Source organism: Mucilaginibacter aquatilis, assembly GCF_009755275.1.
GTDB classification, from domain to species: Bacteria; Bacteroidota; Bacteroidia; order Sphingobacteriales; family Sphingobacteriaceae; genus Mucilaginibacter; species Mucilaginibacter aquatilis.
On sequence record NZ_WQLA01000006.1, the window covers coordinates 291366 to 313908 of the forward strand.

The 22543-nt window shown below is 42.7% G+C and carries 14 protein-coding genes and 1 tRNA gene; 8 read left to right on the forward strand and 7 right to left on the reverse strand.

Features of this window, described 5'->3' with window-relative positions:
* The first annotated feature begins 78 nt into the window (after window positions 1–78).
* Window positions 79–3339 carry a S41 family peptidase gene (locus tag GO816_RS15755; protein WP_157542901.1) on the forward strand — a complete coding sequence of 1087 codons (3261 nt, stop codon included), beginning with the start codon at window positions 79–81 and terminating at the stop codon, window positions 3337–3339.
* Between the two features lie 199 nt (window positions 3340–3538).
* On the opposite strand, the gene GO816_RS15760 is transcribed toward GO816_RS15755, so the two are convergent.
* The 3 genes from GO816_RS15760 to secA all read right to left on the reverse strand — a co-directional run bounded on the left by GO816_RS15760 (window position 3539) and on the right by secA (window position 8630).
* The gene (locus GO816_RS15760; protein ID WP_157542902.1) at window positions 3539–4723 is read right to left on the reverse strand and encodes a M20 metallopeptidase family protein; all 1185 of its coding nucleotides are present in this window, start codon (window positions 4721–4723) and stop codon (window positions 3539–3541) included.
* Window positions 4720–5214 carry an SPOR domain-containing protein gene (locus tag GO816_RS15765; protein WP_157542903.1) on the reverse strand — a complete coding sequence of 165 codons (495 nt, stop codon included), beginning with the start codon at window positions 5212–5214 and terminating at the stop codon, window positions 4720–4722. Before GO816_RS15765 ends, GO816_RS15760 begins: the two co-directional genes overlap by 4 nt.
* A gap of 119 nt (window positions 5215–5333) precedes the next feature.
* Window positions 5334–8630, reverse strand: coding sequence for a preprotein translocase subunit SecA (gene secA / locus GO816_RS15770; protein WP_157542904.1), 3297 nt, complete (start codon window positions 8628–8630; stop codon window positions 5334–5336).
* Between the two features lie 295 nt (window positions 8631–8925).
* On the opposite strand from secA, the gene purD reads away from it, so the two are divergent.
* Window positions 8926–10200 carry a phosphoribosylamine--glycine ligase gene (purD, locus tag GO816_RS15775; RefSeq protein WP_157542905.1) on the forward strand — a complete coding sequence of 425 codons (1275 nt, stop codon included), beginning with the start codon at window positions 8926–8928 and terminating at the stop codon, window positions 10198–10200.
* Between the two features lie 267 nt (window positions 10201–10467).
* Here purD and GO816_RS15780 read toward each other — a convergent pair whose 3' ends face one another.
* Together GO816_RS15780 and GO816_RS15785 are read right to left on the reverse strand one after the other, a co-directional pair.
* Window positions 10468–10926: a hypothetical protein gene (locus GO816_RS15780; protein WP_157542906.1), complete on the reverse strand. Its 459-nt coding sequence runs from the start codon at window positions 10924–10926 to the stop codon at window positions 10468–10470.
* 134 nt (window positions 10927–11060) lie between these two features.
* Window positions 11061–11137 (reverse strand) — tRNA-Met (locus tag GO816_RS15785).
* Window positions 11138–11275: 138 nt separating this feature from the next.
* Between GO816_RS15785 and GO816_RS15790 the strand changes: the two genes are divergently transcribed.
* The 3 genes from GO816_RS15790 to GO816_RS15800 all read left to right on the forward strand — a co-directional run bounded on the left by GO816_RS15790 (window position 11276) and on the right by GO816_RS15800 (window position 14518).
* Window positions 11276–11656: an START-like domain-containing protein gene (locus tag GO816_RS15790; RefSeq protein ID WP_157542907.1), complete on the forward strand. Its 381-nt coding sequence runs from the start codon at window positions 11276–11278 to the stop codon at window positions 11654–11656.
* 110 nt (window positions 11657–11766) lie between these two features.
* Entirely contained in the window at window positions 11767–13185 is a 1419-nt protein-coding gene (locus tag GO816_RS15795; protein WP_317163646.1) for an LptF/LptG family permease, read from the forward strand.
* 127 nt (window positions 13186–13312) lie between these two features.
* Entirely contained in the window at window positions 13313–14518 is a 1206-nt protein-coding gene (locus GO816_RS15800) for a bifunctional 3,4-dihydroxy-2-butanone-4-phosphate synthase/GTP cyclohydrolase II (RefSeq protein ID WP_157542908.1), read from the forward strand.
* A 70-nt stretch (window positions 14519–14588) separates the two neighbouring features.
* Here GO816_RS15800 and GO816_RS15805 read toward each other — a convergent pair whose 3' ends face one another.
* Window positions 14589–19028, reverse strand: a complete 4440-nt coding sequence (locus GO816_RS15805; protein WP_157542909.1) for a translocation/assembly module TamB domain-containing protein — start codon at window positions 19026–19028, stop codon at window positions 14589–14591.
* Window positions 19029–19100: 72 nt separating this feature from the next.
* On the opposite strand from GO816_RS15805, the gene tsaD reads away from it, so the two are divergent.
* From tsaD to GO816_RS15820, 3 genes are read left to right on the forward strand one after another with little or no spacing between them, the layout of a single operon-like run.
* Complete coding sequence (tsaD, locus tag GO816_RS15810; protein ID WP_157542910.1) at window positions 19101–20102, forward strand: tRNA (adenosine(37)-N6)-threonylcarbamoyltransferase complex transferase subunit TsaD; 1002 nt, start codon at window positions 19101–19103, stop codon at window positions 20100–20102.
* Window positions 20103–20112: 10 nt separating this feature from the next.
* A complete protein-coding gene (locus GO816_RS15815; protein ID WP_157542911.1) occupies window positions 20113–20283 on the forward strand; it encodes a hypothetical protein in 171 nt (56 codons plus the stop codon).
* A gap of 3 nt (window positions 20284–20286) precedes the next feature.
* The gene (locus tag GO816_RS15820) at window positions 20287–21240 is read left to right on the forward strand and encodes an alpha/beta hydrolase (RefSeq protein WP_157542912.1); all 954 of its coding nucleotides are present in this window, start codon (window positions 20287–20289) and stop codon (window positions 21238–21240) included.
* A 54-nt stretch (window positions 21241–21294) separates the two neighbouring features.
* On the opposite strand, the gene GO816_RS15825 is transcribed toward GO816_RS15820, so the two are convergent.
* The gene (locus GO816_RS15825; RefSeq protein ID WP_157542913.1) at window positions 21295–22416 is read right to left on the reverse strand and encodes a glycoside hydrolase family 43 protein; all 1122 of its coding nucleotides are present in this window, start codon (window positions 22414–22416) and stop codon (window positions 21295–21297) included.
* Between the last annotated feature and the right edge of the window lie 127 nt (window positions 22417–22543).

Sequence of the window (22543 nt, forward strand, 5' to 3'; positions counted from 1 at the left end):
TTTTATGATTGTAATTGACTTGCCAACTTTAAACACAATTGCGTAAATTACACCATTAACTCTCACAAAGCGTTTTTCATGAAAAAACTACTACTTCTGCTCTCTGCTTTTGTGTTTGCGCAAAAACCAACCTTTGCTCAACAACAGGAGCATTTATTATGGATGCAACAACCGTCCATATCTCCCGATGGTAAGTGGATAGCCTTTGAATACAAGGGCAATTTGTTTAAAGTTCCATCTACAGGCGGCACAGCCGTTCCCTTAACTATCAACAGTTCATACAACGGCTACCCTGTTTGGAGCCACGATGGGCAGTCTATTGCTTTTGCATCTGACCGTTATGGCAATTTTGATGTTTACATTATGGCAGCCAGCGGCGGTTCGGCCACAAGGTTAACCTTTGCATCAGACCGTGATATTCCTTACGAGTTTTCAACAGACAACCAAAAAGTATACTTTGGTACCGACCGTAATGACCTGGCATCATCAGTGCGTTTCCCCAGCAACGCGCTGTTTATGAAATTGTATAGCGTACCTGCAAAAGGCGGTCGCAGTATTATGGTAAACGCCGCAGGTATGGATAACATGCACCTGAATAAAGCCGGCGATAAAATGATATTTCAAGATCGCAAGGGTTATGAAGATCCTTGGCGCAAGCACCATACATCAGCCGTTACACGCGATATTTGGGTTTATGATAATGCAACCAAAGCTTATACCAAAGTATCGCCATTTGTGGGCGAAGACCGCGAACCTGTTTGGGGCAGCGGCGACTCCTTTTATTACCTGAGCGAACGTAACGGTAATCAAAATTTATTTAAGGCAAGTTTGGCAGCAGCAAATGCTCCATCACAGTTAACTAATTTTACTAAAGATCCGGTGCGCAACTTGTCGCGTGCTGAAGACGGTACTCTTGCCTTTACACAATGTGGTGAGTTGTATACTTTAAAAGATGGCGGTCAGCCTCAAAAAGTGAACATCAGCCTGAGTGCCGATTTTAATGGCACCCAGGTGCAAAACATGCCAGTACGAGGCGACGCTACCGAAATTGCGGTATCACCAAACGGCAAAGAAGTTGCCCTGGTATACCGTGGCGAAATATTTGTAACATCGGTAGATGGTAACATTACCAAACGTGTTACCAATACGCCTTACCAGGAGCGTATGGTGAAGTTTAGCCCTGATGGGCGTTCATTGCTTTATTCGGTTGAAAATTCAGGTTCATGGGATATTTATAAAACCACTTTGGCAAGTGCTACAGAGCCTTATTTCTTTGCATCAACCACACTCAAAACCGAGCCTGTGATTAATACTGATAAAGAAGAATTTCAACCTGTATACTCACCCGACGGCAAGAAGATTGCCTATCTGGAAGAAAGAAATATAGTGAAGGTGTATGATGTAGCCACCAAAAAAACTGTTACTGTATTGCCTCAAGGAATTAATTTCTCTTACTCAGATGGAGACCAGTTCTTTTCATGGTCGCCTGATAGCAAGTATTTGTTAATACAATCAGAAGAAGGAGCTTTTGGCCGCAGTGAAATTGCCTTTGTTAAGGCCGATGGTACTGGCAAGCGCCTTAACTTAACCGAAAGTGGCTTTGATGATGGAAGACCGCGCTGGGGTATGAACGGCAAAATGATGTATTGGCAAAGCGACAGGCTGGGTATGAAAAACTTATCTCGTGGCTCTCAAACGGATGTTTACGCCATGTTTTTTGATCAAACCGCATGGGATAGATTCCGTTTGAGCAAGGAAGACCTGGATATTCGTAAGCAGGAAGAAAAACGCGACTCGACCAATAAAGCTTCCGATAAAACAACCAAATCTACCCCTAAAAATGCCAAAACTCCAGCAGGAGTTGCTCCATATGCTTACGAGCCAAACTTTAAAAACCTGGAAGACCGTACAGTACGCTTAACCGTTGGATCAGCCGATATTGCAGACGACATTATGTCAAAAGACGGTGAGAAACTATTTTATCTTGCTCGTTACGATAAGGGTTATGATTTATGGGTAACCTCTCCGCGCACTAAAGAGACTAAAGTATTGGCGGCTTTAAATTCAGGCGGAGGCTCGCTGGAATTAACTCCTGATGGTAAGAGTTTGTTTGTAATGGCCGGTGGCAACGTTATGAAAGTAAATGTTGATGATGGTAAGGTTACGCCTGTAAAAATAAACAGCAACATGGATTTGGATGCTGCTGCCGAGCGTGCCTACATTTTTGACCATTCATGGAAACAGGTAACTAAAAAGTTCTTCGATCCTAAATTACAGGGCGTTGATTGGAATTATTACCATAATACTTACGGTAAGTTCCTGCCACATATTAACAACAACTATGACTTCCAGGTATTGCTGAGCGAGTTTCTGGGTGAGCTGAACGGTTCGCATACCGGAGGCAGATACTCACCTCAATTTCCTAATGCTGATGTTACTGCTGCCCTGGGCTTGCTGTACGACCAAACTAAAGGCGGCGATGGCTTATTAGTAGCCGATATAATTACCGGCGGCCCGTTTGATGTAGCACGTACCAAGATGAGAAAAGGCTACATAATTGATAAAATTGACGGCGAGGCTATTACTGCTGCTGATGATTGGAGTAAATTATTAAACCGTAAGGTAGATAAATACACCCTTATAAGTTTCCACGACCCTAAAACCAATGTGCGCTATGAGGAGAATGTAAAACCTGTAGCACCGGGCTATGAGCGAAGCGTGTTGCTTTATAACCGCTGGACGCGAATGATGGAGCACTTAGTTGATAGCCTTTCAAAAGGCCAGGTTGGCTATGTACACGTACAAGGCATGAACGACCCAAGCTACCGCGTTACGTTTGATAAAGTGCTGGGTAAAAACTTCAGTAAAAAAGCGCTGATTGTTGATACCCGTTTTAACGGCGGTGGCTGGCTGCACGATGAGTTGGTAACTTTCCTGGGCGGCAAAAAATACATGGAGTTGCGTCCGCAAGGGCACCCAACTGAGGGCGGAGAATCATTAAGCAAATGGAACAAGCCTAGCTGCGTGGTAATGAGCGAAGGCAACTATTCCGATGCGTTTATCTTTCCGTGGGCCTATAAAACACTTAAACTTGGCAAACTGATAGGTATGCCGGTAGCAGGTACAGGCACTGCCGTTTGGTGGGAACGCCAGATTGACGGCACACTGGTGTTTGGTATACCAATGGTATCGACTTGGGGCATTGGCGATAACCACCCTACCGAAAACGCGCAGGTAGAACCTGACATCAAAGTGCTGAACGAATACAGCAAATTCCTTAATGGGCAAGACCAGCAGATGGAAACCGCTGTTAAGGAAATGTTGAGTATAGTAAAGTAGTAGCACTCGCTAATAAATGCAGAAAGCCGCTCAATTGAGCGGCTTTCTGCATTTATTATATTTATATAAGCATCTTGTCATTTCGACGTTAGGAAAAATCTTGTTAATGCATGCAAGCTTCGCAGCTTAAACAGGATTTTCCACTATCGTTCGAGATGACAAGCTTATAAACTTAACTATTCTAACTAAATTCAACCAATCAATTACCCAACTGCTTAACAGCCATGTATGCCATTAAACCGGTACTTATAGCCAGCGCATCTTCATCTACATCAAATGTTGGCGTATGTACGGCAGAGGTTATGCCACGGCTTTCATTGCGGGTACCTAAACGGTAAAAACAGCTGTCGGCGGCTTGTGAAAAGTAAGCAAAGTCTTCGGCGGCCATCCATATGTCGAGGTCGAGTACGTTCTCTTTACCTAAGTAATCTTCGGCATAGCCACGCGCGGCAGCTGTTAGTTTCTCTTCATTAATGAGGAACGGGTAACCATTCCTAATCTCAAAATCACAGCTTCCGCCCATGCTTTCGGCAATGCCTTCGGCCATCTTTTTCATCTTAATGTGTGCTTCTTTACGCCATTGCTCATCCATGGTACGGAAGGTACCCTCAAGGTAAACCTCATTAGGAATGATGTTAGTAGCGCCGTTGGCAATCACCTTACCAAATGATAGCACCGATGGGCTTTTAGGATCGGCAAAGCGGCTTACAACCTGTTGCAGCGCAGTAAGTATGTGAGCCGTGATAATAACCGGATCAATGTTTTGCTGGGGTTGTGCACCGTGGCCACCTTTACCATGCACGGTAACATAAATTTCATCAGTGCTGGCCATGTATTTACCTGCACGGAAACCTACCTTACCGGCGTCTATCAAAGGCATTACGTGCTGACCCAAAACGGCCTGTGGCTTTGGATTTTCAAGCACGCCTTCTTGTATCATGAGGTTGGCGCCGCCGGGTAGTTTCTCTTCGGCAGGTTGAAATATCAGTTTAATGGTGCCGCCAAACTCATCTTTGAGGCTGCTTAAAATGGTAGCAGTACCCAATAACGATGATGTATGCACGTCATGACCGCAAGCATGCATTACGCCTACGTTTTTTGATTTGTATGGAACATCATTAGCCTCTGTAATGGGCAGCGCGTCCATATCGGCGCGTAAGGCGATAACGTTTTCAGATGGCTTATTGCCCTTCAACAAACCCACAACGCCATTATTAGCCAGACGGCTATGCGGAATACCCAGTTCATCTAAACGTGCCTCTACATAAGCAGAAGTTTGCACCTCATCAAATGACAGCTCGGGGTTGGCATGCAGGTGACGGCGGTAGCCAACAATATTGCTGAATATACTTTTGGATAGTTCCTGTATCTTTTCTTTAATCATTGCATATTAGGATTAGCGTCCAGTTTGGGCGGATTAATTTTTTCGGATATAATAAATAACGAAGTAAAAGTGCCCCGTAGCTCCTGCATAAGTTTTGATGCTTCGAGCCGCGTGCGGAAGTCACCTGCCTTCACTTTAAAGTTAGGCTCGGCGTAGTTTATATAAGTGCGTAATTCAGGGTGCATTTGCTGCATTCTGTTTTGCGCATCGAATGCACTTTTGCGGTTAGGACCAATAAAAAATTGCACACGGTAACCATATGAGGATGAAAGACCGGCTCCGCGCACCATACCTTTTGAAAGGTTGCCACGGTGGGCAATAAGCGAATCAATGCGTGAGTCTTTAATTACTTCAAGCTTGCCACGCTCACCTTGCTGATTTTGAGCCTTTGCCGAAAAGGCAAATAAGCAGGCAATAATACAGGTTGCTAATGCAATTCCAAATTTATTATGTACTGAAGTAAAAACTCCTTTTACTCTTTTTGAAAACATCCCTATTAAATAAAAACGCCATTGCAAAGTACGAAACGCTCTGATGATTTCTGTATTACAGCAGAGATTGCTTCGTACCTCGCAATGACGTACTTGTGTTTTATGCTACGGTACGGTAATTAAGCCCCGTGACAGTTTTTGAATTTTTTACCACTGCCGCAAGGACAAGGATCATTTCTGCCTATTTTTTGTTCGGCACGTACCGGCTGCTGTTTTTCCTGTACAAGCTCTTCATCAGGCACACCGTTGGTTTCGTGCACTAATTCGGGCTTACTCATGCGTAACTGGCGCATATCAGTACGTGGTATTGGCTGCGCTTCGTGCACCTCTTCAGGAGCCTGCTGAACCGGAATGCCACCTCTGAACAAGAAGCTAACCAATTCTTTATTTACGTTAGCCAGCATTTGGCGGAACAATTCAAACGCTTCGAATTTGTAAACCAACAACGGATCTTTCTGCTCATAAACAGCGTTTTGTACCGATTGCTTTAACTCATCCATTTCGCGCAGGTGCTCTTTCCAGGCATCATCAATAAGGTATAGCGTTACGTTTTTCTCAAACGATTTAAACACTTCCAAACCATTATTGTCAACTGCCTTTTTCAATGGCACAGCTACCTGTATACCATGTACGCCATCAGTAAACGGCACTACAATGTTTTCAATATACTCGCCGCGGGTTTTGTAAACGTCTTGCAAAACAGGGTTAGCCTGTTCGGCAATACTCTCCATTTTACGGTGGTAGAATGCAGTTACTGTTGCAAACACTGCTTCGGTAATTTTATTAGCGTTACCACCGGCAAACTCTTCCTGCGTAACTTCCGGATCAACCGAGAATAAACGGATAATTTCCAGTTGGAAGCCTTCGTAGTTGTTAGAATCCTTGTACTCCGTTACTACATCTTCAACCACATCATAAATGGTATTGTTGATGTCAACATCCAAACGCTCGCCAAACAAGGCATTTTTACGTTTGGTATAAATTACTGTACGCTGAGAGTTCATTACGTCGTCATACTCCAGCAAGCGCTTACGTATACCAAAGTTGTTCTCTTCTACTTTTTTCTGTGCACGTTCTATAGACTTGGTAATCATAGAGTGCTGAATAACCTCGCCCTCTTCAATACCCATACGTACCATCAGGTTAGAAATACGCTCTGATCCAAATAAACGCATTAGGTTATCCTCTAACGATACAAAGAACTGTGATGAACCCGGGTCGCCCTGACGACCGGCACGACCACGCAACTGGCGATCGACACGGCGCGACTCATGGCGCTCAGTACCCACAATGGCTAAACCTCCGGCTTCCTTAACGCCAGGGCCCAACTTAATATCCGTACCACGGCCAGCCATGTTGGTTGCAATGGTAACAGTACCTGCCTTACCAGCTTCGGCCACAATATCGGCCTCCTTTTGGTGCATTTTGGCGTTGAGTACGTTATGTTTAATGCCGCGCAGTTTAAGCATGCGGCTCAATAACTCTGAAATTTCAACCGAGGTTGTGCCCACCAGTACCGGACGACCAGCCTGTGTTAGTTGTACAATTTCTTCAGCAACGGCATTGTATTTTTCGCGCATGGTACGGTAAACCAAATCCTGGCGGTCATCGCGCTTAGCAACAACGTTGGTTGGTATTTCTACCACATCGAGTTTGTATATTTCCCACAACTCACCAGCTTCGGTTACTGCAGTACCTGTCATACCACAAAGCTTGTGGTACATACGGAAGTAGTTTTGCAGCGTAATGGTAGCAAAGGTTTGCGTAGCATCCTCTACCTTAACATTTTCTTTAGCCTCAATAGCTTGGTGTAAACCGTCAGAGTAACGGCGGCCATCTAAAATACGACCGGTTTGCTCGTCTACAATTTTAACCTTGCCTTCGTCAACAATGTATTCGGTATCCTTTTCAAATAAGGTATAAGCCTTAAGCAATTGATTTATGGAGTGAATACGCTCTGATTTGATTGAGAAATCGCGCATCAGCTCGTCTTTTTGCGCAACTTTCTCTTCGGCGCTTAAGTCTGACTTTTCAATTTTGGCAATCTCGGTACCAACGTCAGGCATAACAAAGAACTTAGCGTCTTCGCCCGATGCTGTAATTAATTCAATACCTTTTTCAGTAAGCTCAACCGAGTTGTTTTTCTCGTCAATAACAAAAAACAATTCAGCATCAACCTTAGGCATTTCCTTGCCTTGGTCCTGCATGTAATAATTCTCTGTTTTTTGAAGCACGGTGCGGTTACCGCCCTCGCTCAAAAACTTAATTAAGGCTTTGCTTTTAGGTAAACCACGGTGTGCACGTATTAAGGCCATACCGCCTTCGTCGCTACCGGTTTTACCTTCGTTTATTTGCTTTTTAGCTTCGTTTAAAGCTTTGTTTACAAAATCTTTTTGTGCGTTTACCAAGCGTTCAATACGTGGTTTAAGCATATAAAACTCATGCTCATCGCCGCGTGGTATTGGGCCCGATATAATTAATGGGGTACGTGCATCATCAACCAATACCGAGTCAACCTCATCCACCATGGCAAAATGCAGCTTGCGTTGCACCAGCTCTTCAGGGGTACGGGTCATGTTATCACGCAGGTAGTCAAAACCAAATTCGTTGTTGGTACCAAAAGTAATATCAGCAAGGTAGGCGTTACGGCGGGCTTCTGAGTTAGGCTCGTGCTTATCAATACAATCAACCGAAAGGCCGTGGAACTCATACAGCGGACCCATCCACTCCGAGTCGCGACGGGCAAGGTAATCGTTCACGGTTACAATGTGTACGCCTTGTCCGGCTAATGCATTTAGGTAAGCAGGCAAAGTAGCTACCAGGGTTTTACCCTCGCCTGTAGCCATCTCGGCAATTTTACCGCTGTGCAATACGCTACCACCTATAAGCTGTACATCGTAATGCACCATGTTCCATTTAACCTCGTTGCCGGCGGCTATCCAGCTGCTGGCGTGCAATGCTTTATCGCCTTGTATAACTACGTTGCCTTTGCGGGCAGCCAATTGGCGGTCAAACTCAGTTGCAGTAACCTCAATGTGAGGGTTGCCAGCCCAGCGGCGTGCAGTTTCTTTAACCACGGCAAAAGCCTGTGGCAATATATCCAACAAGATAACTTCAAGTTCCTTGTTACGGTCCTTTTCTAACTTATCAACCTGGCCGTAAAGCTCAACTTTAGCGTTTACATCCATATCAGGATTAGCGTCAATATCAGCTTTAATAGCTTTTATCTGCTCGTCAATTGAAGCTAAACCTTCAGCAATTTTCTCTTTAAAGTATATGGTTTTACCCCGCAACTCATCGTTGCTCAGGTTTTCGAGCTTGGCAAATTCGCTTTTTATTTTCTCAACCAGTGGCTGAATGCTTTTAACATCGCGTTCTGATTTGCTTCCAAAAAGCTTACTGATAAATCCTAACATAATTTTGATATAATTCGTCTCTTCAACCCAACAATTACGCCAACCCGCCCAATAGTGGCATTATGACAGGCGCGAAGTTACGTTTTAAAAGTTTTACTTCATAGTTTGCAACAGGATAGTTAAGTTGAATGCAATGAGGGCTAATAATTGGCAAACAACCTTAACTTACATAGCCATTTAAATTCGATGATATTACTATGACATATCTTCCTTTGGTGTGGCTTTTTGACAGCTAAACTCAAAAACTAATACCAGCAATCACCTAACTCAACGCTTAAACTCTATCTTTGCAGGCATGAATATCCTGATCATTGGTTCGGGCGGCCGCGAGAGCGCTTTTGCCTGGAAACTATCGCAAAGTACATTGTGTGAGCAGCTTTACATAGCTCCGGGTAATGCCGGTACCGGCCAATACGGCATCAACGTTAACTTAAAGGTTACCGATTTTGAAGGCATCAAAGCTCTTGTGCTCGAAAAAGGCATCAACATGGTTTTGGTTGGACCGGAAGAGCCATTGGTAAAAGGTATTCACGATTTCTTTCTGGCCGATGAACAATTGAAGAATGTGCCTGTAATTGGCCCGCAGCAAGAGGGCGCTCAATTAGAAGGCAGCAAAGATTTTTCAAAGCAGTTTATGCAACGCTATAACATCCCAACTGCTGCATCGCGCACATTTACGCGCGATACATTGCAGGACGGCCTGGAATACCTGGCTACCCAGGGTTTGCCCATTGTTTTGAAGGCTGATGGTTTAGCTGCCGGTAAAGGCGTTTTAATTTGCACCACCTTACAGGAAGCACAGCAGGAACTGGTAGAGATGCTGAACGAAGCCAAGTTTGGCGATGCCAGCTCGAAGGTGGTTATTGAGCAATTTTTGCAAGGCATTGAGCTTTCGGTGTTCATTTTAACCGATGGCAATAGTTACAAAATTTTACCCTCCGCCAAAGATTATAAACGTGTTGGCGAAGGCGACACGGGCTTAAATACAGGCGGCATGGGGTCAGTATCACCTGTTCCATTTGCCGATAAAGACTTTTTAAGCAAAGTAGAGCAGCGCATTGTAATACCAACCGTTGAAGGTTTAAAAGCTGAAGGCATTCCATACAAAGGCTTTATTTTTATAGGCCTGATGAACTGCGATGGTGAGCCCTATACTATTGAATATAACTGCCGCATGGGCGACCCTGAAACCGAAAGTGTATTACCGCGCATTGAATCGGATTTAGTGGACTTGCTGTTGGGCGTTGCGGAAGAAAACTTAATTGAGAAACAATTCACAATATCTCCTAAAGTAGCAGCTACCGTAATGTGCGTAGCAGGCGGCTACCCCGGCGAGTACCTTAAAAACAAAGTAATGAGCGGCCTGGAAAACATCCGTGGTTCTATTGCCTTTCACGCAGGTACCGGCATGCAGGGTGATGATGTTATTACCACAGGTGGCCGTGTTATTGCCGTAACCTCATTACAGGACGATATGTTTACAGCCCTGCAACAAGCCACCCTTGACGCCAGCCGCATTTACTATGACGGTAAATACTTTAGAAAAGACATAGGCTTCGATTTAATTTAATATTAAAGCCTAAAATAAAAATGCCACATAACTGAATGTTATGTGGCATTTTTATTTGATAGCTATTGCTATCAAATTTTCACCAATTACGTATAGCTTTAATTAACCATTAGCAACGTTTTTGCACTAACCATCATGGTTATTAAATAACTGGTTGGTTGGTTTGAGATATGCTTTGCTTCAGAGAAGTTGTCATACAAATATTGATCAAAACTAAGAGGCAAGTAACTGATTTAGACTTTTTTTTGAGGAAACAAACCTATTCTCCTACATAGGAGTATTTGCAGAATCCTTTACCTCAACTAAATTTTCACCAAATTCAATAAATGCTCTTTGGGAAGCAGGCATTAAGGTTTTTAAAACGTCATCCTTTTCGCCGTCCTTTATAATTTTCTCTACTTTTTTAGCATCTGTATAGTAAAATACGTACGTTTCATCATAGCTATCAGTTAGCGCTTCATCCTCGTACATTTTAACTTCAAAGTTAACTTTGATGCTTCCACTTTGTATGTTAACTGCTTTTGGTGAGTAACTCATAGCGCAGCCAGACCCGCAACTTATGACAATAGATTGCCTTACGTTGACCACCGGTTTATCCACCGCCTTTTTTTGTTTCACCTCTGTACTGCCTTGCCCGGCAGTTTCTTTATTTGAATGAGATTTTTTGTTCTCGCATCCAACGATCAATAAGGCTAAAGCAATTAAAAGGCTATTTCTTACTTGCATCTTTAAGTTTACAAGTAATCAATCCGGTAATCTATTTGTTTTAAATAAGGTAATTGAACAAGGATTGCAACAGATAATGAATTTTTGGGACAAAAAAAATGGGCAAACCAAATAAAAATTTGATTTGCCCTAAATGGTAGCGGGGAGCAGGATCGAACTGCCGACCTTAGGGTTATGAATCCTACGCTCTAACCATCTGAGCTACCCCGCCGTATAAGTCCCTGGTTAAGTATCTGCCTGTAGCAGCGTTCCCTAAAAAGGTTTGCAAATATAGGATAATTTACTTTTCTTTAGAAAAAATGTTTAACATTTACACCACAGCCGGCAAAACCCTCTGTAAACCTGATATATGTCCGATAAAAAAAAGTTCAACCTGGAGTATGAAATTAAATCATCTCCGCGCATTTTATATAGTTTTATAAGTGAAGCCAATGGGCTTAATCAATGGTTTGCCGATAAAGTTGTATACCGCGATCAAACTTTCACCTTCACCTGGGATGATGAAGAGCAGAAAGCCAAGCTACTGGCAGCAAAAGAAAATAAGTTTGTTCGCTTTAGGTGGCTTGATGATGAGCCGCAATATTATTTTGAAATGGAAATTGTGCAGGACGAACTTACCAATGATGTTGCCCTGAATATTACCGATTTTGCTACCGAAGATACGATTGCCGAGCGCAAGCTGATTTGGGATAACCAGATTGATTATCTGTTTGGCGTAATCGGAGCGTAAGGCTACCATTCAACAACGCCAATAACCTATATAATATTCATGTAACGTAACCGTTTAAGGTTCTCAGCAGCGCTGTTGGGTACAATGGCGTATTTACGTAACTTTGCTTAGTGAAAAAGATACACCTCTTAATTTTAAAGTCGTTTATAAGGCCGTTTGTTGTTACCTTTTTCATTGTGATGTTTGTGTTGCTGATGTTGTTTTTGTTTAAATACATTGACGACCTCATTGGAAAAGGTTTTCAATGGTACATCATTTTAGAGCTGATGATGTATGCATCCATGACCAACGTGGCTATGGCCCTGCCTTTATCTATCCTGCTGTCTTCTATTATGACGTATGGCAGCCTTGGCGAAAATTATGAGTTGGTGGCTATTAAATCAGCAGGTATATCATTGGGCCGTGCCATGTACCCTATGATGATAGTAGTGACCATGCTAAGCATAGGCGCATTTTTATTTTCTGACTACATGCTGCCTATTGCCAATTTTAAGTATTACTCGCTATTATATGATGTGCGTCAGCAAAAAACTGCATTCTTAATATCTGAGGGTGTATTTAATAACAGCTTCCCGGGTTATTCTATACGTGTAAAAAAGAAAGATGCCGACGGGCAAACCCTGCACGATGTTATGATGTACAAAAAGGAGGAGAACTCAGATAACCTCAGTGTACTGTTTGCAAAGGAAGGTGTTATGTACCGTACGCCTGATGATTTATTCCTGGTGGTAAAGTTTAAAAACGGTGTACAGTATATTGAAGAAAAAGGCAAAAACAGCTTTAACCCAAGGCAGCAATTTACTCGCCGGCGCTTTGCATCTACCGAGCAAAAATTTGACCTTTCGGGCTTCAAAATGAAACGCACTGATGCCAGTGAATGGCGCTCCACCATACAAATGATGAATTTGAAGCAGCTTAGCTTGTCGCAGGATTCGGTGGCAAAAACGCTTGCCAAATCAACAAGCAGCAACATGAGTATGATGGCGCCTTACCTAAAGTATTTTACCATGCTGCACAAGGCGCCTAAGGACGGGACCCTAAAACCTATGCCTGCGGTTGAGCTAAAAGGCAAAGAGCTTGAAAGTGCACTCCCGCAGGCGCAGAGCGAGGCACAGTCATTAAGAGAAATGCTGCGACCTATGGCCGAGCGTTATGCCGAGGAGTCAAAAACCGTACGCAAATACTCTATTGAGTATCAAAAGAAGTTTACCCTATCAGCTGCGTGTCTTGCGCTATTTTTAATAGGTGCACCGCTTGGCGCCATTATACGTAAAGGTGGATTGGGTTTACCAGTTGTGGTATCAGTAATATTCTTCCTGTTGTATTACATTATAGCAACCATAGGCGAAAAATCGGCAAAGGAAGGCAGCATCACACCAGCAATGGGCATGTGGGCAGCCATTATCATCCTTACACCAATAGGGCTATTTTTATCATATAAAGCTGCCAATGATTCGGTACTTTTTGATACCGAAGCTTACAAGCGGTTTTTCAATAAGTTATTTAAACGCAAGGCAGTACAAGCTTAATTGTGTTGATTTTAATTGTGTTGATTTTACACAACGCCGACTTGTTTGCGCTAACATATAATGTAACTTTGTTTACATAAGAGTTAACGGCCGATGCTATTTGCCGGCTGCTAACCAACAACCAACCATGCTAAATACGATACCTGAAGCTATTGAAGCCATAAGAGCCGGTAAAATGATCATTGTTGTAGACGATGACGACCGCGAAAACGAAGGTGACTTTTTAATTGCCGCCCGCCACGCTACCCCCGAAGCCATTAACTTTATGGCTAAACATGGCAGGGGCTTAATTTGTGCTCCCATCACTCAGCAGCGCGCTAAAGCACTTGAACTTGAACCAATGGTTCATCATAATACGGCAACCCTCGAAACCAATTTCACCGTTTCGGTTGACTTGCTTGGGCATGGCTGCACAACCGGCATATCGGCGTCTGACCGTTCAAAAACCAGCCTGGCGCTAATTGACCCGGCTACTAAGCCTGCTGATTTGGGCAGACCAGGACACGTGTTTCCGTTAATTGCCAAAGATGGAGGCGTGTTACGCAGAGCCGGACATACCGAAGCTGCTATTGATTTACCGGTAATGGCCGGCCTTGAACCTGCAGGCGTTATTTGCGAGGTAATGAAGGATGATGGCGAAATGGCCCGCCTTCCCGATTTACTTATAATGGCAAAAGAGCATAATCTGGTTATCATCTCAATTAAAGACCTTATTGCCTACCGTTTACACACAGAAAGCTTAATTGAGCGCGAAGTAGCCGTGAAAATGCCAACGCAATGGGGCGATTTTGAAATGATTGCGTACACGCAAAAGGACACCGGCGAACATCACCTTGCTTTAATTAAAGGAAGCTGGGAGCCTGAAGAGCCTGTGCTTGTACGTGTGCATAGCTCATGCGTAACCGGTGATATATTTGGTTCATGCCGTTGTGATTGTGGCCCACAGTTACATAAAGCAATGGAAATTGTTAGCGAGGAAGGCAAAGGCGTAATTATTTACATGAACCAGGAAGGCCGTGGTATTGGCCTTATCAATAAATTAAAAGCCTATCAGTTGCAGGAAAGCGGTTTGGATACCGTTGAAGCCAACATTCAATTAGGCTTTAAAATGGATCAACGTGATTATGGTATAGGCGCACAAATTATACGTAATTTAGGTATTACTAAAATGCGCTTAATGAGCAATAACCCCAAAAAGCGTACAGGCTTAATGGGCTACGGACTTGAAGTTGTGGAAACGGTTCCGATTGAAATTACGCCTAATCCGCATAATGAAGCTTACCTGCTTACCAAACGCGATAAAATGGAGCACTCGATTCTAAAAAATCACTAATAATTAAGACATCATAAAAAAAGTCATCTTTTACGGGATGACTTTTTTTGTTTAGTGTATATCTACCTAGCTATTCTTTATCCTCGTCCTGTTCATCGATAATTACCGGTGTAAATGAACTATTATCTGCCGGTTGAGATGTGGTTCTCCTACCCCGCCTGAAAAGGTTTCTGAAAAACTCACCAAACGTATCAAAGTCGCGCTGGTAAATTAAGCCTAAACCGTTTACATACTGAGGGCGATACTCGGTTGTTAATGTGTTAAGCGTGGTGGTGTTTAACGTACGATACGAAAACCGTGCACGCAGTTGCCCGTCAGGACGTATCAGGTACTCCGCGTTAAAATCGGCGGTGAGGTTTCTTGAATTAAACAGGTTAGATGAGTTATTGCTGAATAAATCGTTACTTCCGTTAACGTTATAAACACTTCCGTTCAGCAACACCCGATCTTTAAATAATCTTAATGAGGCACTTGCATCATTTTGCGACCGTATGTTTAAATCAAGGCTACGGAAGTTGGTAGACTGCGCTATGTAGCTGTTCAGCTTATTAAAGAAGAATTCACTTGCAGCGGTACTTGCAGTGGTTAACACCTGCTGGTTAATATTTGAGCCGGTACCCGGCGCAAATTGCCGCCTAACAATTAAGCTTAGCGCCTGCTGGTTACGGTTATTTACGTCAGACAGGTAAGTTGCCATATCATCTTTAATTGATGCGTTAAGCGGGAAAGTAAAGTCAAAATCAATGGTGGGTTGTAACAGTGTTCTTGACAAAATGAGCTGTGCCTGCACCAGTTCCTGACGTGTACCCTGCGGAGATTGAAGCCCCGCTGCTGCATAAAGGTTAGCAATGTTAGTACGCAGCTCATAGGTGGCTTTAAGGTTAATTTCAGCGTTTGATGGATTACCCGTCCAGCGCAGCGTACCTCCCTGGTTTACCTGGAAATTTTTACTGATAAAGTTTTTAGCCGTAAATTCAAACTTACCTGAGGAAATCAAAAAGTCACCACGCATCTCAAAATCGCCCAGGCTGTTTATGTTAAGCTTTAGTCCGTTAGCCACACCGCGTCCTTCAAGTAAACCCAGGTCGGTGGTTATGCGTACCACCGTTTTTTCATCAGCCGAAAGATCAAAGTTCAGGGTTACACCCTTAAATGCATTAGCCGTACTTATTACCCTGGTAGAGTCTTTATGACTTACAAAACGTATAAAATCATATTCATTGGCAGTTGCCGATGTATTAAGCGGGATGTTGAACACCGTACCATCACCTGTTTTGGCTTTAATGTCAATCCGCATGTTGTCAATTGGACCCGAAAAGCTAAAATCGCCGCTACCGAAAGCCGTACCGTAATAAAGCCTGTTATCGCGGAAGGTAGTGTTCAACGCCATAAGGTTATTGGCATTTACCTTAATATCAAGCAACGGATTGGCAAAATCAGACAAATCAATTTTACCATTGGCGATACCCTTACCACCGCGCGGATCGGTTATTCGCATATCATCAATTTTAATGATGCTGTTTTCAACCGTTAGCTTATCATTAATTGTGTAAGGTACTTTTAAGTAATCAACTGTTACTCCGGTATTGGCAAGGGTAATTGATCCGTTTAACTTAGGATTTGATGACTTCCCTGTAAGTTTCATATCGGCAGAGATTGTTCCCTTTACGTTTGATACCAGGTTTTTAATAAACGGAGCAAAAATGATTGCCTCGGTTTGATCCATACGTACATCAAAGTCAAGGTTATCTCCCTCACCTTTATCGAAGTAATAGGCACCTGCAATATTTAAAGTCTCTAAGCCACGGTTTAATATGTTTAGTTTTGCATTAGCCCGTTTCTGGTCATTATCAAGGTCAGAAACAATTTTAACGTCACCTACATAGGTTTGGTTCATTGTTAATGAATCTACCCGCAAATTAGCATCAACGCCTGGTTGCTTTAAAATTGAGCTCAGATTTACCTCACCGTTTAAAGCCCCATGTAAAACCACCCCGGCCGATTTGGTGAGCTGATTGAGCGTTGCCATGCTGAATTTGTCAAAGGCAACCTTCAGCTTATCCTCCGGCTTGTCTGATATAAATCCGTCAATGCGTACATGCTGCTCGCCATTTGTTAGTTCAAAATCTTCAATATCTGTTTTACCATTTAGGAGCCTTATACGCACCTGCTCAGTTAACTTCCATGACTGCCGCTCCAAAACAACCTCTGATGGCAATAACTTGAGCTTAGCTGTGGTGTCTCGGCCAAATTCAACCAGGCCGTACAAGTCTAATTGGTTTGTGGCATTTTTATCAGACAGCTTAACGTTGAAATTAAGACTATCGCGCTGCAGAAAGTTTGTGATGTTGATGTCCTTAATATAAAGACTGTCGGTAATATCAACCTTGCTTAATGAAAGGTTGAGTGTAAGTAAACTATCGGCGGTGCTTTCATCCACAATGAAGTCATGAAACACCATTTTACCGTACTTAACAGTTTTTATAAGCCCGCTGAGCGTAGCGGTCCTATCGGCCGAATTAAAGCGCCCAACAAAGGTACCACCGTCCGGAATTTTTAAGTCCGGCATAAAAATCAACAACAACGGATCGAGATTCTTAAGATTAAGCCTGAAATCAAAATTTTGAGGGCCGGGAGTATATATTTTTGTTTTTAACGATGGTATGTATTTTTTAGCTATGGATTTAAAATAAGATGGAAGTGTAGCCAAGTCATAACGTCCTTTTATACTGCCATCAGCCAGGTCAGATCGTAAGCTTATTAACCTGTTATCGCCCAAGCCTTCGGCATTAAGCCTTAACGTGTCAATAACATAATTATCATTTGGCGTAGTTATACGTACAGGGTTCATTTGCACAAAGCCCTGCAAATTATTTATGTTATCGCCCCAAAAGTTAGTTTTAACATCGGCACTAACGGTAAGGGTATCTTTTACAAACCGCAGTTTGTTTAAGTGCGCATCGCGCAGTGTAGCCGCAAAAGCATAGCGCGGCAACTGTGTATTTAAGTTTACGCTGCCATTAAGGTTCAGCTTAATGTTCCTGTCGTTAATTTTGATTTTTGCCTTAGCCAGCTGATTTTTAAAGCTGCCGTCAATATCAATGTTGCGGTAGGTATAGCCATCGTAATCAAAATACTTTACTTGGGCATCTAAAATGGTATTAAGGTTTTTAATATCATCGCCCTTACCATCAACTTTTGCGCTAAGCGTTGTACGTCCGAGGCTTTTGTTATCAAGCAGGGTTTGCAAATTAAAGTTTGTAGCAGCTATTGTGCCTTTGTAAGCAGGCGTTCCCTTAGCATCAAATTTCAAGTTGATGTTTGGGTCGAGCCTGCCAAGCAAAGTTTTAAACGTGCCGGCAATATTAAGGTTGTTTTGAGTACCCGTTAATTTACCGGTGTAGCTGATGTTACCAAACTTGCTGAAAATATCGGGCACCCGCTGGTTGGGCTTACCTGTAAAATGAGTGTAAAGGTAATCCAGATCTCTTTTATTAGACGCCAACTGATTAAAGTTGAGCGTGAGGTAAGTTTTTTCCCAATCGGGTAGTCCTTTTAAGTTAAAGTTACCCCTTATATAGGTAGCCTGGCCGGCAGTTACTGTTAAATTACGTGCCTTTATATTGTTTACCAAACCACTGGCCCGCCCGCTTAAACCCAGCTCAAAATTTGTTTTATCGAGCGAAGGTGTAAAGTATGCAATATCTTTTGACGATAGATGTGAATCTTTAATGTCAGCATCCATGCGAACTTTGTTTACGAAGTCGCTGAAATCTGAAAAAGATTTAAACCGCATTCTGAAGTAATCTTTCAGATGCGAGTAGGGTGTAACCAGTTGCAGGTTTTGCAATAAAATTTGATTAGTATCTACGCGGGCATTAACCGTAAGATTCTTTAATACAAAACCACTGCGCTCTTCATGCAATGTAAGGTTTTGTACATTCCCTTTAAATAAGTGGTTTTTTAAATCCATTCCTGTAACCACTGTACTAAAGCGGTTAACAGCCAGATCTTCGAAGTTTACTACGCCCGGAGTGATAATGGTATCGAGGTAGTTTTTATATCTGAACCGGAAATTGTTGATAACAATACGGCCAAAATTTAGCGTCCAGGGTTTACTTACTTTCTTAACTGTATCAGGCTTGCCACTAAAATAGTCAATAACAAAATCAAGATTGGTAGTACTATCTTTCAGCTGCTTAAGTTTAAACGAACCATTATCAAGCTGAATATGCTCAAAATTAAGTTCACGGCGCTTTATGCTGTTAAAAACCGAAAAGCCTGTTAGCTCAACCATTAAACGCGGAGTTTTAAGCAAGGTGTCCTGCTGCTTGTCAAGCACGTAGAACCCCTCTAGCACCACTGACGAAAACGGCTTTACATAAAGGCTTTTAACATCAACCTTTGTGTGCAGTTCTTCTGATAAATACTTGGTTGCCTTTTTGGCTGCCCACGTTTGTACCGGCTTTAATTGAAACAGTAATAACACTACACTGACAATGAGCAGCACAATGAGCACCAGTATAAGCGTTATTTTGAGTATTTTTTTGATAATTTTGCAGCTTTAAACCCCTGTAAACAAATGCCCGTTATATTAGCAATAGAATCATCATGTGATGAAACCTCTGCAGCGGTATACGCCGATGGCAAGATGCTTAGCAACATCATAGCCAACCAAACTATACACGAGGCCTACGGGGGTGTTGTTCCCGAGCTGGCTTCCAGAGTTCATCAGCAAAACATAATTCCTGCTGTACAACAAGCAATATCTAACGCAAAAGTAAGCAAAAATGATATTGATGCGGTAGCATTTACACGTGGTCCGGGCCTGTTGGGCTCACTATTGGTAGGCGTATCATTTGCGAAAGCGTTTGCGCTGGCCCAAAACCTGCCTCTAATTGAGGTTAACCACATGCAAGCCCACATTTTGGCTCACTTTATTGATGAACCTAAACCAACATTCCCCTTTTTATGTTTGACCGTTTCGGGCGGACATACGCAAATAGTTTTGGTGAAAGATTATTTTGATATGGAGGTAATAGGCCACACTCAGGATGATGCTGCCGGCGAGGCCATGGATAAAACCAGTAAGATACTTGGCCTGCCCTACCCCGGCGGACCACTAATTGATAAATATGCAAGGCAGGGCAACCCTAATGCCTATCAATTTCCCGAACCCCAAATTCCGGGTTACAACTTTAGCTTTAGCGGACTAAAAACTGCCATACTATACTTCATACAAAAAAACGAAGCTGCAACACCTGGCTTTGTTCAAAACAATATGGCTGATATATGTGCTTCGGTTGAAAAGCGCATTGTTACCATTTTGCTTAATAAACTTACTAAAGCTGCGTTAGATTACGGCATAAAAGATGTAGCGCTTGCGGGCGGGGTATCGGCCAATACAGGTTTAAGGCAAGGCTTACAGGAATTAGGCAACAAATACAACTGGAACACTTTTGTACCTAAAATGGAATATTGCACTGATAATGCCGCAATGATTGCCATAGCAGGCTACTATAAATTTTTACAAAAAGATTTTACCGATCAGCATGTGGCGCCACTGGCCCGTATGCCTTTTTAATATAAACACCATGAGTGCACCTTCGCTTATTTTTTGGCTGATATTTGTTTTACCACTGGTAGGACTACTGTTTTGGGTAATGAAACAGGATAAACGGAAAGGTATCACCGGGCTGATAGTTTTGGCTTTAACCGTAATTATTGCCATTGTTTACATGTATGTACGTACAGGCGGAAAGTAACTGATGTACCGGCTTATAGTAACCGTTTGCCTTATTTTAGTGGCCAAAGGCGGCTTTTGTCAATTTATGCAGGGCCTTACACATAAGCCCGATACCTCTTTCTCAAATAACAGTGCGTACCGCAACGCCGTTAAAAAGTATCCTGCCATAAAACTGGCGCCCGATAGCTTACCTGAAGATGTAGAGGCCATCAAGAACATCAGCTACTCTACCGTAAACAAACAATTACTTTTGCTTGATGTATTTGCTCCCAAGAGGCAACAAAAACGCTTACCTGCAATTATTATCATACATGGCGGTGGTTGGCGTTCGGGCAACCGTACACAGCATTACGCATTGGCACAGCAGCTGGCAAGGCAAGGTTTTGTTTGCTTTACACCGGCGTACCATTTATCTACCGATGCGCTTTATCCTGCTGCTGTTAACGATTTAAAAGCTGCAATTGCCTGGGTAAAATCTCATGCTAAAAAGTACAATGTTGATGCAAAGAAATTAAGTGTGCTGGGCTTTTCGGCTGGCGGACAACTGGCTACCTTATTAGGAACAACTGAAAAAAACCTGATGGCCATTGTAGATATTGACGGAACGTTGGCCTTGATACACCCCGAATCGGGCGAGGGCGATGACAGCAAATCAATATCGGCAGCCACCTATTGGTTTGGCTACAACAAAACCCAAAGGCCCGACTTATGGAAAGAAGCTGCAGCGCTAACGCACGTTGGCCCGCTAACACCACCTACGCTCTTCATCAACAGCTCGGTTGACCGTATGCATGCCGGCCGTACAGATTATATTGACACGCTGAACAAATATAAGATCTACAGCGAGGTACATACTTTCCCTGATTCGCCGCATACATTTTGCTTGTTTGAGCCGTGGTTTACACCAACAGTAAAGTACATAACCAGCTTTTTAAACAAATTGCATCTGAAAATTAAGATCTGCAATAATCTGTAAAGCAGTATAATAGCTTTCCTAAACCTTAAATTACAAGAACGAATAGCCATAAGCTCACTGCTTATTTTTGTTAGGATATATCATTGCGATATGTCCATCGGCCTCGTGTTTTAGTTCGGTTACCTTTACATTACGCAAATGTGTTTTTCCCGAAAGCTGCGTATCGTGATAGAAGATATACCACTTACCTTTAAACTCAACAATGGAATGATGGGTTGTCCACCCATCAACAGGCTGCATAAAAGTACCTGAGTAAACAAACGGCCCGGTAGGTTTGCTGCCAATGGCGTAGGCTAAGAGGTGTGTATCGCCGGTTGAATAGGTGAAGTAATACTTACCATTATACTTATGCATCCACGAACCTTCAAAAAAACGACGATCGTGGTCTTTACCTAACAACGGTTTTCCTGCACTATCAATAATAGCTGCATCTTTCACCTCACCATCAAACTCTTTCATGTTGGCGTTAAGCTTAGCTACCTTACAGTTTATTGCCGGTGCATCATCCTGCTGCAAATCGGTTTTTGAGCCATTGGCATCATACTTCCCATTTTTCCAACGTTGTAGCTGGCCGCCCCATATACCACCAAAATACATGTACGTGCTGCCATCTTCATCAGTAAAAACAGCAGGATCAATACTAAAACTACCTGCAATAGGTTTTGGCTCCGCTTTAAACGGACCGGCAGGCGATTTGGATGTAGCCACGCCTATAGCAAACACATCGTTTTTATCTTTTAAAGGAAAGTATAAATAGTATGTTCCGTTTTTAAATGCAGCATCTGGTGCCCATAGTTGCCGCCCGGCCCAAGGTATATCTTTTAAACTAAGCGCCACCCCATGGTCGGTAACGTTGCCGCCAACGCTATCCATTGATAAGATGTGATAATCACGCATGTCAAAATGGTCGCCATTATCATTTTCGGCTACGCCGGCTTCTACATCATGAGATGGGTAAACGTAAATTTTTCCTTCAAAAACATGGGCAGATGGGTCGGCCGTGTATATGTTCCTAATTATTGGCTGCGAAAGATATTGCTTAACTCCTGCTGTATCAACATTTGCAGCTAGCATTTTGTCATTATTTTTTGCCTGTTGTTGGCATGATGTGAGCCCTGCTGCAATAGCAGTTGCTGATAGTAAAACTAAATTTAAATAGTGTTTTCTTCTGATCATACTTGGTTAGGTAATGGTTGTTTAGTTCGAATTTTATTCTCTTTAGTAAAAGATAAATTCAGTTCTACACTGCAATTGATTTACAAAATAGCAGGTTTATGCAATCGATTGTAATTATAAATAACTT